The following is a 13,159-nucleotide window of genomic DNA, read 5'->3' on the forward strand; positions in this document are numbered from 1 at the left end:
CCAGACTTAGAACACTGGAACTCGGAAATCGCTTCTGAGTTTTCCGGAATGCGTTAGAAATTGTGTGCAGGTGTTATTTCTAATGGTTTGACGCGTCGTCTGCGGGTGCAGTTGGTGCAACCGATCTCGGAAGTCAATTCTTCGATGCGGCGATTAGAGCTTCCCCACGATTGGGCTTTCGATATTCAGGAACCCACACGACAATCAGTTTAGAACCGCAGCTAAGCGCAGAAAGGCGATCTATGTAGAGTCCTGCGAACGGCCCTAACCGGTCATTGGTCAAAACATTCTGCCACTGCGGTGCGGCCCGTCATAGGAGACATTCGCTTGGACTGCGCGATGCCGCGACAGTTGCGGCCTTCTTGAAGTTGAGTTTCACACCTATCGGTCGACCAAGACCCGCCATTGTCCACGAATGAGTTCTTCCCAATCCGGGTCGGCTTTCAGGTCGACCGAGGAATCTCCAATGAGCGATGAGACCATTAATCGGCCGCGTAAAATGGCAGCCGGTGTTTCAAAACCGACTTCTTCAAACATCCATTTGGCAAATCTATACCGTTTTGTAAGAGTGCGCTGATAAGCGAGATGGGCTTTGGCATCGCGTTTTGCCCAAACGGATATTGCGTGATCAGGAACGGTCGCGTCTTCTTGGATAACCTGTAGCATCAGATTGAGAATCCGTACTTCGGGTGGACCGTCAAAATGCTGAGCGTCGCGAATGATATGATCTGTTAGGTGGTTTTCCCAATACTCCAAGATCTGATCGAGAAGATCCTGAATATTTTTGAAATGCCAATAAAAACTGCCACTCGTCAGGCCAAGCCTATCAGCAAGTGAGACAACTTTGATCCCATCAACGCCACGTTCGTTCAGAACTTCAAGCGCTGCGTTGAGCCAAACTTCGCGATTGGCCCGTTGTTTTTTCTGTTCTGGCTTAACCATAGACAACTCTATTGACACATTAGACGGGAGCCCCTTACCGTAGAGTAATCTATGGAATTTGCAAATTCCGATTATCTCGCCGTGCAGAAGCGCAGAAACTAACGCTTAAACTAACACGGAGCGAATTGTGGAGGGGAAAATGACGGCTAGTATCTTAAATAAGGTGTTCTGCGGATTGGTTGCGGGTGTGATGGGCACACTTTTGGCTTTACCGGTGACGCGCGAGGCTGCAGCGCAGGATATCATGCCCGCCGGACGGTCAGCCGTTGAGATCAAGGATGGTGTCTATCCGGCTAGCTATTTCCCGAACACGGAAATTCTTGGCGCAGATGAGATGCGGATCACAGCGTTGGGTACAGGTATGCCCAATCAGACCAAGGCTGCGGTCTCGATTTCTTTCCTAGTAGAGTTAGGAAATGGCGATAAGTTTTTGTTCGATGTTGGCACGGGATCTTCGGGCAACCTGTTTTCCTTAAGGCCTGATTTCTCCAAGATCGACAAGATGTTCTTTAGCCACCTGCACGTCGATCACGTGGGCGATTTCATGGGTATGCATGTGGGCGGATGGCTGTCTGGCCGTTACACACCTCTGCGTATATTCGGCCCGTCAGGAGCCACGCCTGAACTCGGCACCAAGTCTTATGTAGAAAACATGCAAAAAGCCTACGCCTGGGACCTCGAGACGCGCGCTGGCGCTTTACCCGATGCCGGAGCCAAACTTGAAATCCACGAATTCGACTACATGCAGGAAAATGAAATCGTCTATCAGGAAAACGACGTAACAATCCGGTCCTGGCCGGCGATTCACAGCCTTGACGGTTCAGTCAGCTACTCTCTGGAATGGAACGGCCTGAAATACGTGTTTGGAGGCGATACCTACCCCAACAAATGGTACGTAAAATATGCTGCCGGGGCTGACCTTGCCTCGCACGAAGCGTTTCTTCCACCCAAAGCCTTGTCCACGTACTTTGGCTGGGATTTGGCACAGGCAACCTATGTGTCCACAAGAATTCATACCGAGCCTGCAGCGTTTGGCAAAGTGATGTCCGCGGTCAAGCCGCGCCACGCTCTTGGATACCATTCGGTTTTGTCGCCGGAAAACTTTCAGGCAATTCTTGAAGGGGTCCGCACAACCTATGACGGGCCGCTGACCTTGGCGCGCGATCTCCAGGTTATCAACCTGACCAAGGATTACATTGTTGTTCGGGAAACTTCTGTGGATGACTACGTACTCCCGCCATCGGTTGGTCAGGCATACATCCAGGCAACACGGTCGGAGGAAAAAAGTCCTTCTGACAAAGTGAACGCTGGGAAATGGGACGGATATACACCTCCGCCTATGCCGAAAAGAACATCGGATAACTAAGACGGGTTAGTGCTCGGGATGGCAGAGTTGGCCCGGGTGAAACTCGCCAACTCCGGGGAGAATATGTCTTGAAAAGATTTCTAGTAGCACTGGTCGGAGCTGTGGCGCTCAGTTCTATTTTGGCCGGAACCGTCAGGGCCGAAGACGTGCCCAAAGCAAGTCACTATTTTCCCAATGCCGAACCTTTGGCGGCGGACGAAATCCGGGTTGTCGCGCTTGGTACCGGGACACCGAATTTCCGGCACTCGCAGGCCTCCGCCGCGTGGCTTGTTGAGCTAGGTAATGGTGACAAATTTCTGTTTGATGTTGGCACCGGATCTCTTGCAAATCTGGCGTCGCTCGAAATTCCCTACAATTCGGTGGACAAGGTTTTCATTAGCCACCTGCATGTTGACCACATTGGGGACCTTGACGCGCTCTACATCGGCGGCTGGGTATCCAACAGAACCATACCGCTGCGCGTGTGGGGGCCCAGCAGTTTCAAACCAGAGTTTGGCACAAAAGCTGCCATGGAAAACATGGAGCGGATGTTTGCCTGGGACGTGGCGGGACGCAGGGGTAACATGCCTTCTTCCGGAGGTCATCTTGAGGTCACTGAATTCGACTATTCCAAAGTTCTGACCGTCTACGAAGAAGACGGTGTTGTCATTCGGTCGTGGCCTGCAATTCATGCGATCGACGGCCCGGTGTCGTATAGTCTGGAGTGGAAGGGTAAGAAGTTTGTCTACTCCGGCGATACCAATCCCAACAAATGGTTCGTGGCAGAGGCGAAAAATGCCGATCTTCTGATTCACGAATGTTACCTGACGGTTCAGCAATTCATCGAATTTAAGAATTATGACCCCGAACGCGCCCGCATTATTGCCTCGGTAATCCACACCCCACCGGATGCCTGTGGCAAGGTTTTCAACATGGTGAAACCGCGTCACGCCGTCGCTTACCATACGTTTGACGATTTCAATATTACCCCCAGTACAATCGCCGCCATACGGGAAAACTATGACGGCCAATTGACGCTGGCCCGTGATATGTTGGTCTGGAACATCACTGATCAAGGCATAACGGTTCGCGAGGCCGTAGGGATAGAGAACCCGCTGCCGGCAGCCCCCCCAACCCCTGCAGGCCCACCTGATCCAAGCGAACGGATCAGCATTTCCGAATGGCTTAACGCAGGGCGGTTGAAATTTGACGAGTAATCCGGTCGGGTGTTGAACGACCTAGTAGTCGCAGGCGCGAGGTAGCATCGATTTGATTTGTGTGTTGAGGAGGTGGGCTAGGACGCTTGCCATTCCCCTTTGCTTTGCCCTTTTGACCGCGGCGACCTGCGCTCGCGCAGATTTGTCCCCACTTAACGGAGCTGCAGTCGCGCCCAACATCGCTGAAATAACGATCTCAGAGCAAGGCGTGACCGTCGCTCTGGAGATCTTTGTCGAAGACATCAAGTACTTCGAGGACATCCTGCCAGACAGCTGGATGCCACCTGGCTCTGGTTCCCGACTGCCCGAGGTTGAACGCCTCAAACGGTTTTCTCAAACCGGCCTCAGTTTTCGAACCGCCGACGGAGCCGCTTTGCCTGTCTCCGTTCGTGCTTTTGAGCCCCGCCTACGTGTAGACAGGGCATCTCCTAATGCGGGCATGATTGACCCGCTCACGGGCCGCACGGTTCCCAAACCACCGGAAGACCCTCGGGTCGCCTATGCAGAGCTGTTTTATGGTTTTCAGGATCAAAAACCTGAGCGATTGGAGATTTCTTCCCCAACCGATAGCGACGGTCAACCGGTCGCAACTGTTGGTATGATCGTATTTGATCGTGACGTGGCCGTGACCGATTTCCGCTTTTTGTCAAAAGTCGCGCGACTGTCACTGAACTGGGATGATCCCTGGTATAGCAAATTCGATAACCCCAACCTTCGGCGGCACCACAGATACCCTGTGATGTCGTATATCTATGCCGAACCCTACGAGATCCGGCACGAAGCGGTGATGCGGGTGCGTGACGCCGCGCTGTTGACCGGTACAGAGCTTGAAGGAGACATCTTGTCCACCGGTGACCGCAACGCGATCACACAGGCGCTGCCGGACCTGCTCAACGACAGTTCTCCGATGACTGTGAACGGCAAACCCGTCCAGCCGGAGTTCAGCCGTATGTCCTTTCTCAAAGTCTCGGCATCGGGACTGGTATTTCTTGAGAAAGATGAGGCCGTTCGGACTGATGCGGCCATTGTTGGGTTAATTTTTTCTGTTCCAACGGCATCCCTAGCCAATAGTGCAACCGTCACATGGACGTTATTTACCGATACCATCCAGAAAATTCCGGCCCAAACAATTGACGCGGCCGGCCCCTTTATCACCGAGCTAACGCCTGAAGAACCGTTATTGGAATGGGTCAATTATTTTACGGACCACAATCCTCCGGCAATCGCGCCCGTCGTGTTCGGTGAAGAACGATTGGTGGACGTTCCTATGGCCACACTTCTGATGATTCCCCTGTCTCTGGCAGCCGCGTTCGTTCTGTTCCAGTTGAACACAATTTGCAGACCCGCCAGACTTGTCACACTGGCTGCGCTCGTGTTGATCACCGGTCTGTCCACGCGCATCGGCTGGGTGACAATGGTGAACCCGATTGCCGGTGCGCCGGATGAAACGTCCGCCGAGCGCATTACAGGCCAGTTGGTTCAAAACGTTTACAAGGCTCTTCCGGAGAGAATTCCCGAAAACCTGAACGCCGCGCTGAGCACAAGCATCTCCTCCGGGTCCTTTGTTGAAGTGAAACAAGAACTGGACCGCGCACTTGTCGTAAAAATGCAAGGTGGAGGGGCGGGCATCGTCAAGGAAGTCCAGAACCTGACTGTCGCGAGTGTGCGTCAGATCTCTGACGACGGTGGGTTTCAGACGTCGGTAAGTTGGCGCGCAACAGTACACGGAGATCATTGGGGACATCCCCATCGGAAAGTTATTCTTTTCAGCGCGTTGATGGATGTCGGCCCAGTGGACAATGCGTGGAAAATAACTGGCCTGACGGTCACAAGTGCACGGCCAGAAAACTAATGGATCGCAGATGAAGAGCACAAGAATTAGGGTGTTGTCAGCAAAAGCATAGGCAGCCGTACTGGCGGTTTTGTCTTGGCGCACTTCTGCTGCTCCCAGGTACGGTAAGCGCCCACTTTTTGATGAACCAAAACACGCGCATCATTCATGTTGAACATCTCAGCAACGGGCTTAGGGTTTATTTACGTCGGCCAATGCCCTATCTCGTCGCCAATCTGGTTGGCTAGGACGAGCCCGTGAATGGCCGCTTTTGCAGTTTGGTGGGAGTGCCGCGCGGATGCAGCGAAAGACCGGTTTCCGCCCGACCTGCGAACAGACGTTCAGGGCCAACACCAGCCGCACTGGCCCACACCCAGGATGCTGTTCCGGCCGTCAATGGTTGTTGCGCGCAGAAAGGCGACCTTTGCAAAGTCGTGCGAACGGCCCTGAGAGGACCTTGATCCGCGCTCGCTGATGCTTTGATGCTGCCCTCAAAGCTGATGTTTGTTGTCGTTGCAAATTCGTATCGCAATCTAAGCAACCCTGAACGGGGCTAATAAACCCCTCCACTCCAGGCTTGTTAAATTCAAAAACTGGGCGATGAGAACCTTCTTGTTCCGCCTCTCAACTCACACGGACACACCCTTTAGCACGTCCTCCTTGGCCAGCGTTCCCTTGGTCCCTGACATCATGACCTCGCCCCGACGCAAAACTACAAATTGGTCGGCTAGGTCGTAGGCGAATTCAAAATACTGCTCAACAAGGACAATCGCCATATCGCCCTTGGCTCGCAACAACCGTATCACGTCACCGATTTGCTGGATGATGTTGGGCTGGATGCCCTCTGTCGGCTCATCCAAAAGCAAAAGCCGTGGCTTGGTAATCAGCGCTCGTGCTATGGCCAGTTGCTGTTGTTGCCCCCCAGACAAATCCCCGCCGCGCCGGTTTTGCATCTCTTTCAGCACCGGGAACAATTCGAAAATCTCATCCGGTACGTGGTGCTCGGTAGGTGGCAGACAGACAAACCCGGTTTCCAGGTTTTCGCACACGGTCAGCAAGGGAAAAATTTCCCGTCCCTGCGGCACATATGCGATTCCCTTATGGGCCAGTTTGTGCGCTGGTAGGATGCCCAGCACCTCGCCTGCCAGCTCAACACTGCCTCCAGACCGCGGGTGAGTGCCCGAAATGGCCTTGATCAGGCTGGTCTTGCCAACACCATTGGTTCCCATAACGCAGGTCACCTCGCCCATCGCGGCCTCCATCGAGATACCGTTGAGGATTTGAGAATGCCCGTAATGCAGGGTCAGATCTTGTAGTTTCAGCATGGTTCAGCGCCCCAGATAGACATCGATGACCTGTTGGTTCGAGGTAACGTGGTCAAGACTGCCTTCGGCCAGGACTGACCCTTCGTGCAGCACGGTCACCCGGCAATTCAGTCGGCGGACGAATTCCATGTCGTGTTCTACCACCACCACGGCGCGTGTCTTGGCTGCTTCTAATAGTAAGTCCGTGGTATGTTCGCGTTCTTGCGGGGTCATCCCCGCCGCGGGTTCATCCACCAGCAGCAGACGCGGTTCCTGTGCCAGCAACATGCCGATTTCCAGCCATTGCTTTTGCCCGTGGCTCAACTCGCCGGATTTACGTTTCAGCTCATCAAGAAGGCCGATTTCCTGTGCCCGATCGGCAACTTTCTCAAGATCCTCCGCGCTTGGCTTGTAGGCCAGAACCGAAAACCAGCCACGCGGTTTTTTCAAAGCCATCAGCAGGTTTTCCTGCACGGTCTGGTCTTCGAACACCGTTGGTTTCTGGAATTTGCGTCCAATCCCGGCCTGGGCGATCTTCGCCTCGTTCATCTTCAAAAGAGAAATGGATTTTTCGCCCCATATCACCCGGCCTTCGTCCGGTTTGGTCTTACCGGTGACAATATCCATAAACGTCGTCTTACCGGCACCATTGGGGCCGATAACGGCCCGCAGCTCAGCATCACCGATCTGGAACGACAGGTTGTTGATGGCGCGAAAGCCATCGAAAGTAACTGACACGCCTGAAACTTCGAGAAGTGTTCTCATTGGCTTGCCTCATGTTCGCGCAGGGCACCGTCATCCGGGCCTAGGTCTGCGCCGTGACGGTTTGGGCTTTTGCGTTGGCTCCACAGATCGACCAGTCCGCCCATACCCTTCGGAGCAAACAGCGTGACTGCGACAAAGGACAGGCCTAGCAACACCAGCCACCAGTCAACCCATTTGATCGTGTAGAAACCCAGCGGAATATCGGGAGCTTGCCCGCCGGTGAACCACGTACTGAGAAGGCTGACGAAAGCCGCCCCGATCACCGCGCCATAAAGCCGTCCCCGCCCGCCGATAGCGACCCAGACTGCCAGATAAATCGACGCAATCGGCACAATTTCAGCAGGGTTGATGATACCGGCCTGCGGGTAATAAAGCGCGCCAGCAATGGCCGCGATGCAGGCGGTTAGGGTAAAGACCAACAGTTTGTAGGTCTCGACCGAGTAGCCCAGAAACCGCACGCGGGCCTCGTTGTCGCGAATGCCGCGAATGACCGAGCCAAGCTTGCCCGACACGACCCAAGCGGCCAGGAGGTAACCAAGTCCCAAGGCCAACGCCGAGACCCAGAGAAACCACACGGACACCACGCCCTGCGACGCGGTCACACCCGGCAGGTTCTGCAAGCCTGACAGCCCGTTATTGCCGCGCAGGCCGCTGTCGTTCTGGAACAGGTACAGCGCCAACGCCAGCGTCATCGCTTGCGTCAGGATTGACAGGTAAACGCCGGCGACCCGGCTGCGGAACGCGAGCCAGCCAAAGACGAGCGCCAGTATCCCGGGCACCAGAACCACCAAGGCCAATTGCAGGAACAGGCTGTCGGCGAATGCCCAGATCAGGGGGAACTCACTAGAGCCGACCACGCCGAAGATCTGATTACCGATAGCGTCGACTATCTCGGAGCTTGTGGGTGGGATTTCGGACTGACTTAGCGACTCGACCACGATCAAGCGTGTGCGTTCATACATCAGCCACATGCCGACCATGTAGCCCCCCAGACCGAAAAAGGCGAAATGGCCCAGCGACAGAATGCCGGTAAAGCCCCATATCAGATCCATCGCCACAGCGATCAGGCACAGACACAGCGTCTTGCCCAGCGTCTTGACGAAACTTGTTGAAATCACGCCGACGCCGAAGCCTTCGGACAGCACCGTCACCATCAGCGTGAACAGGGCCAGACAGGCGAGAAAAATCAGGACAGACGGGTTTTTGGCAATAAAAGAACGTTGCATTGATCAATCTCCTGCCGCGCGGCCCCTGAGGGCGATGATGCCCCGTGGCCGGAACTGAATGAAAATGATAATAAAGACGATCATATAGGTCTGTGCCGCCAGCGTGTTCGACGGGTTCAGCCACTCAATCCCTTTTTGGAAGAAGCCGATCATGGCGGCCCCCGCAAGCGTGCCCCAGATATTGCCCACACCACCGACAACCACGGTCATGAAACTTTGGACAATATAGTCGTTGCCCAGTTCGGAGGTGACCTTGGCAAAAAGTCCAATGGCAACACCGGCAATGCCCGCGATACCTGAGCCAAGGCCAAAGGTCAGCATATTGACCTTGCCGGGGTTGATCCCCATCGACGCGGCCATACGCGGGTTCTGGGTCACGGCGCGGGTTTCCAGCCCAAGTCTCGTGCGCTTCATGATGAACAGAAAGACGCCAAGGAAAACGAGTGCCAGAATAAAGATGGCGATGCGGATGTAGCTGATTGAAACGACGTCATTCATGACGAAAGCCCCATCCAGCCAGCCCGGCGCGGTCAGAGGCCGCGCTTGTGTGCCAAAGATGTTCTTGGCCAGCTGTTGCAGGGCAATCGAAATGCCAAAGGTCGCCAGCAGGGTTTCCAGCGGACGGGCATAGAGCCAGCGGATCACCAGCCGCTCCATCGCCACACCAGCGGCAAAGGTCACCGCAAAGGCCAGCGGAATGGCGACAATGATCGACACCGTGTGATCAGGAATGATCTGCTGCACCACGTACCCTGTGTACGCCCCCATCATAATAAACTCGCCATGGGCCATGTTGATCACCCCCATAACACCAAACGTAATGGCAAGGCCGATGGCGGCGAGGAAGTAGATCGAGGCCAGCGAAAGCGCATCCAGTGTCAGGTCTAGTGTCTGGTTCAAACCAACCTTGAGGCCTATGGTATCCAAGGCCTTGTTGGCCGATGTCGTCACATCGACAGACGGCTCGAAATAGGTTTCAAAAAAGACATGTGCGTTGAGGGCCGCGTCAATATCTGCCTGCGTGACAAGCGGGGGCACTTTGCGAGCCTGTGCCAGCACGACATAGGCACGAAGGCGGGCGTCTTTTGTAGCTAACTGCGCCACCGGAATGCCGCCCACCCGGCCACCATCGATATTGGCGGCCAGCGAGTTGCGTATGTCGTCCGGCGAAACCCGCGCGGGGGACAGACCTTTGGCGACCAACAGGTCATAGGCTTCCGTTTCGGACAGGCTTTCTGTGCCGGGCGTCAAGATCTCGGAGACATTCACCCCCTTGGGCAGGTCACCCGGCACCACATCGCGTGTTGTCGCCACCAAAGGATTCAGCGTTGCGCGAACATCCACGCCCAGATCGCCGGACATTTCCTCAATGGCGGCCACACGAGCCTGGGTGTTGTCATCATAACCAATCGTCAGCAGCCGTTCGAGCCGTTGCTTTTGGGTTTTCAGAGCCGCATCTGGCTCGGTCTCGATCGAGGCGCGCAGAGGCGCCAGCAAGGCGGCCTCGGGGTCGCGTTGGATTGATGTCAGCGCGCCATGCCGCTTGGCTTTATCAGGGTCCGACAACTGGAACATCACCAGCGCGGTGGCAATCATGGCCCGGATACCGCTGTTGGGTTTCAGCTGTTTCAATTCTTTTTTGGGATAGTTTCCCACCACCTCACCGCTGTCGAAATCGGTCAGCTGATAGTTTTTGCTGTCAATTTTTTCACCGATAAAGAACACGCCGTCAGATTTGCGCATCCACATGGCCTTGGCCGTCCATGTCTCAAGCACCAATTGCGCCTTTGGCGAGCCACTGGTGGCAATCGCATTGATGACCGGAGCAATGGTCTTGCGCGAGCTTTTTGCGATCACCTCGTGATACTCTTGCAGTAGCGGCTGGATGGCACGTTCCTCAGCCGTTGCTGTCAGGCATGACAACAGGACTGCGAGGCCCGCAAGGAATAGTCGTATCATATTGGAGTGTTCCGCGAATTGGGTTGGAAGGGGGCCAGAAAGCCGCCCCCTTCTCAAATTCAGGCCTTAGTAGTTCGAAAGCGTCTGAACACAGGTTTTAGTCGCGGTGTTGTACATACCGCAGCCGAGATCTTTCCAGTCCGACATCAAAACCGCTGATTCAGGCAGGAAATCGGTCCAGGCATCACCAGGCACTTCGCTTGTCTGGCTGATGATATCAAACTGACCGTCGTCCTGAATTTCACCAATCAGAACCGGCTTGGCCAAGTGGTGGTTCGGCAGCATGACCGCGGTTCCTCCGGTCAGGTTCGGGTACTCTTGTCCGTACATGGCAGACCGCACCGAATCCACTTCGGTAGACCCCGCTTCTGTGGCCGCGTTCACCCACATGTTGAAGCCGATAAAATGTGCTTCCATCGGGTCGTTGGTCACACGCTCTTCACCCATCGTGGCTTTCCAAGTTTTGACAAACTCGGCGTTCACTTCTGCGTCTGCCGACTGGAAGTAGTTCCACGCCGCCAGGTGACCGACGAGGTTAGAGGTATCCAGACCGGCGAGTTCTTCTTCACCTACCGAGAAAGCCACAACCGGGATGTCGTCGGCTGAAACGCCTGCCGCAGCCAGTTCCTTGTAAAAGCCGATATTGGCATCGCCGTTGATGGTCGAGATCACGCCGACTTTCTTGCCATCCGCGCCGAGCGCCACGACATCAGCCACGATCTTTGACCAATCCGAGTGACCGAAAGGCGTGTAGTTTATGAAGATGTCACCATCCGCAATCCCTTTGTCTTTCAGGTAGCTTTCCAAAATGTTGTTGGTGGTCCTGGGGTAAACATAGTCTGTGCCGAGCAGAGCGAATTTCTCGACCCCCAGTTCCTCCAGGAAATAGTCAGTTGCAGGGATGGCCTGTTGGTTCGGCGCGGCACCAGTGTAGAATACGTTCTTGGACGATTCTTCACCTTCGTACTGCACCGGGTAGAACAGTAGTCCGTTCAGCTCTTCGATCACCGGCAGAACCGATTTGCGTGAAACAGACGTCCAGTTTCCGAAGATTACGTCGACATCATGGACGGTCAGCAGTTCGCGGGCCTTTTCGGCAAACAGCGGCCAGTCTGATGCCGGGTCTACCACCACGGCTTCCAGCTGTTTGCCCAGAAGTCCACCCTTTGCGTTCTGCTGGTCGATCAGCATCAGCATGGTGTCTTTCAGTGTCGTCTCAGAGATCGCCATCGTGCCCGACAACGAGTGCAGGACGCCAACTTTGATAGCGTCTTCGGCAGACATGGCAGCACCAGCCAATGTGGCAAAGACGATTGATCCGGCGAGAGTGGATTTGAGAAAGTTCATATTATCCTCCAGGCAGGGCGCTGGAGAGAGACCTTGCACATAAATGCCGATTTCTCTTACCTGTCCCCGCAACGTCATGTTGCAATTCGTGTGGCGGCCGCTTCGAGGTCCAATTCGTATGGCCGTCACACACCTCCGGTTTTTTGACAACGTGTCTCCGGCAGGTGTCCAATCGATTCTGCATTGCAGCGTAATTAGCAAACCTGAGACACGACATTTCCCAAACGCTCGCGGCGAATGCATATTTTTTAACCAGCAATTGCCGCAGGCGCACAAACAATAGACAGCGCCCCCCAGTCGAGACCTTCGAACTGCCAATTCGGATGGTGATTTGCACAGATGACGTCACAACCAAGGACAGTTCTATATGACCCGAGGATACCCCAATCACACGTCAGGCAGACATATCGCCCCCGAATGACGCACAGCCCCCCCGGGCCGAGGGCAACTTGCGCGTGAGCACGAAAAGGGTCGGAGGCCGTACCGTTCTGGATGGTCTGCGCCAGTCTGGCTCCTTCAAATGTCTGTTTCCAAAGGCCCGTGGTGGCACCATGGACGCCGTCCTTTTGAACACCGCCGGTGGGATCACTGGAGGTGATCAGTTTTCTTTTTCCGGTCATGTGGCGGCAAACACCGCTTTGACGCTGACAACCCAGGCCTGCGAACGCGCCTATAGGGCGCAACCCAATCAAACCGGCCAGATTCGCAACCGCATTCGGGTCGAACCCGGTGCCCGGCTCAACTGGCTGCCTCAGGAAACGATCCTGTTCAACGGCAGTGCGCTGGATCGCCGTCTTAACATCAACCTGGCACTGGACGCCTCACTGCTGATGGTCGAGCCTATGGTTTTTGGTCGCCCGGCAATGGGCGAAACGCTGACTGATATCCGTTTTCGGGACCGTATCGAGATACGACGCGAAGGCGCACCCCTCTTTCTCGACTCGGTGGTCTTGTCCGGAGACCTGCATGCCCATCTGTCGAAACCCTTCATCGCCAACGGTGCCGGGGCAACAGCTTTGACAGTGCTGGTCGCGGAGGATGCCGAACGCCATTTGGGGCCCCTTAGGGAGGTTCTTCCTGAAACCGGTGGTGTCAGCATGATCCAGTCCGATGTGCTGGTGTTGCGCTTGCTGGCTGTCGACGATTTTACCCTCAGACAAACCCTGCTGCCAGTTCTGCAAAGACTGAATGGCAGTGACCTTCCCCGATGCTGGATGATCTGA

Annotated in this window: 10 protein-coding genes; 4 read left to right on the top strand and 6 right to left on the bottom strand. The window is 55.0% G+C overall.

Translation table 11 applies throughout. The annotated features are described in order from the left end of the window. Nucleotides 1–381 precede the first annotated feature (381 nt). Nucleotides 382–942, bottom strand: coding sequence for a TetR/AcrR family transcriptional regulator (locus tag K3727_23040; GenBank protein ID UWQ93926.1), 561 nt, complete (start codon nucleotides 940–942; stop codon nucleotides 382–384). A 139-nt stretch (nucleotides 943–1,081) separates the two neighbouring features. Here K3727_23040 and K3727_23045 point away from each other — a divergent pair, with 139 nt between their 5' ends. The 3 genes from K3727_23045 (at nucleotide 1,082) to K3727_23055 (ending at nucleotide 5,356) form a co-directional block, all read left to right on the top strand. Beyond that, entirely contained in the window at nucleotides 1,082–2,308 is a 1,227-nt protein-coding gene (locus K3727_23045) for an MBL fold metallo-hydrolase (protein UWQ93927.1), read from the top strand. Nucleotides 2,309–2,376: 68 nt separating this feature from the next. Then, the gene (locus K3727_23050; GenBank protein ID UWQ93928.1) at nucleotides 2,377–3,504 is read left to right on the top strand and encodes an MBL fold metallo-hydrolase; all 1,128 of its coding nucleotides are present in this window, start codon (nucleotides 2,377–2,379) and stop codon (nucleotides 3,502–3,504) included. 208 nt (nucleotides 3,505–3,712) lie between these two features. Then, entirely contained in the window at nucleotides 3,713–5,356 is a 1,644-nt protein-coding gene (locus K3727_23055; protein ID UWQ93929.1) for a hypothetical protein, read from the top strand. Nucleotides 5,357–5,964: 608 nt separating this feature from the next. Here K3727_23055 and urtE read toward each other — a convergent pair. The 5 genes from urtE to urtA form a co-directional block, all read right to left on the bottom strand. After that, nucleotides 5,965–6,660, bottom strand: coding sequence for an urea ABC transporter ATP-binding subunit UrtE (gene urtE / locus K3727_23060; protein UWQ93930.1), 696 nt, complete (start codon nucleotides 6,658–6,660; stop codon nucleotides 5,965–5,967). Nucleotides 6,661–6,663: 3 nt separating this feature from the next. Next, on the bottom strand, nucleotides 6,664–7,404 hold the full coding sequence (urtD, locus tag K3727_23065; GenBank protein UWQ93931.1) for an urea ABC transporter ATP-binding protein UrtD: 741 nt from the start codon (nucleotides 7,402–7,404) through the stop codon (nucleotides 6,664–6,666). Beyond that, entirely contained in the window at nucleotides 7,401–8,630 is a 1,230-nt protein-coding gene (gene urtC / locus K3727_23070; protein ID UWQ93932.1) for an urea ABC transporter permease subunit UrtC, read from the bottom strand. Before urtC ends, urtD begins: the two co-directional genes overlap by 4 nt. A 3-nt stretch (nucleotides 8,631–8,633) precedes the next feature. Beyond that, nucleotides 8,634–10,589 carry an urea ABC transporter permease subunit UrtB gene (urtB, locus tag K3727_23075; GenBank protein ID UWQ93933.1) on the bottom strand — a complete coding sequence of 652 codons (1,956 nt, stop codon included), beginning with the start codon at nucleotides 10,587–10,589 and terminating at the stop codon, nucleotides 8,634–8,636. A gap of 66 nt (nucleotides 10,590–10,655) precedes the next feature. After that, on the bottom strand, nucleotides 10,656–11,936 hold the full coding sequence (urtA, locus tag K3727_23080) for an urea ABC transporter substrate-binding protein (GenBank protein UWQ93947.1): 1,281 nt from the start codon (nucleotides 11,934–11,936) through the stop codon (nucleotides 10,656–10,658). 449 nt (nucleotides 11,937–12,385) lie between these two features. Here urtA and K3727_23085 point away from each other — a divergent pair, with 449 nt between their 5' ends. After that, the gene (locus K3727_23085; protein ID UWQ93934.1) at nucleotides 12,386–13,159 is read left to right on the top strand and encodes an urease accessory protein UreD; all 774 of its coding nucleotides are present in this window, start codon (nucleotides 12,386–12,388) and stop codon (nucleotides 13,157–13,159) included.

It is taken from the genome of Rhodobacteraceae bacterium M382 (genome assembly GCA_025141015.1).
GTDB classification, from domain to species: Bacteria; Pseudomonadota; Alphaproteobacteria; order Rhodobacterales; family Rhodobacteraceae; genus Aliisedimentitalea; species Aliisedimentitalea scapharcae.

What these genes read in the sequence shown, in the direction of transcription:
- K3727_23045 (UWQ93927.1), top strand. Translation starts at nt 1,082, where the DNA reads ATGACGGCTAGTATCTTAAATAAGGTGTTCTGCGGATTGGTTGCGGGT.
- K3727_23040 (UWQ93926.1), bottom strand. Translation starts at nt 942, where the DNA reads ATGGTTAAGCCAGAACAGAAAAAACAACGGGCCAATCGCGAAGTTTGG.
- urtD (UWQ93931.1), bottom strand. Translation starts at nt 7,404, where the DNA reads ATGAGAACACTTCTCGAAGTTTCAGGCGTGTCAGTTACTTTCGATGGC.
- urtB (UWQ93933.1), bottom strand. Translation starts at nt 10,589, where the DNA reads ATGATACGACTATTCCTTGCGGGCCTCGCAGTCCTGTTGTCATGCCTG.
- urtC (UWQ93932.1), bottom strand. Translation starts at nt 8,630, where the DNA reads ATGCAACGTTCTTTTATTGCCAAAAACCCGTCTGTCCTGATTTTTCTC.
- urtE (UWQ93930.1), bottom strand. Translation starts at nt 6,660, where the DNA reads ATGCTGAAACTACAAGATCTGACCCTGCATTACGGGCATTCTCAAATC.
- urtA (UWQ93947.1), bottom strand. Translation starts at nt 11,936, where the DNA reads ATGAACTTTCTCAAATCCACTCTCGCCGGATCAATCGTCTTTGCCACA.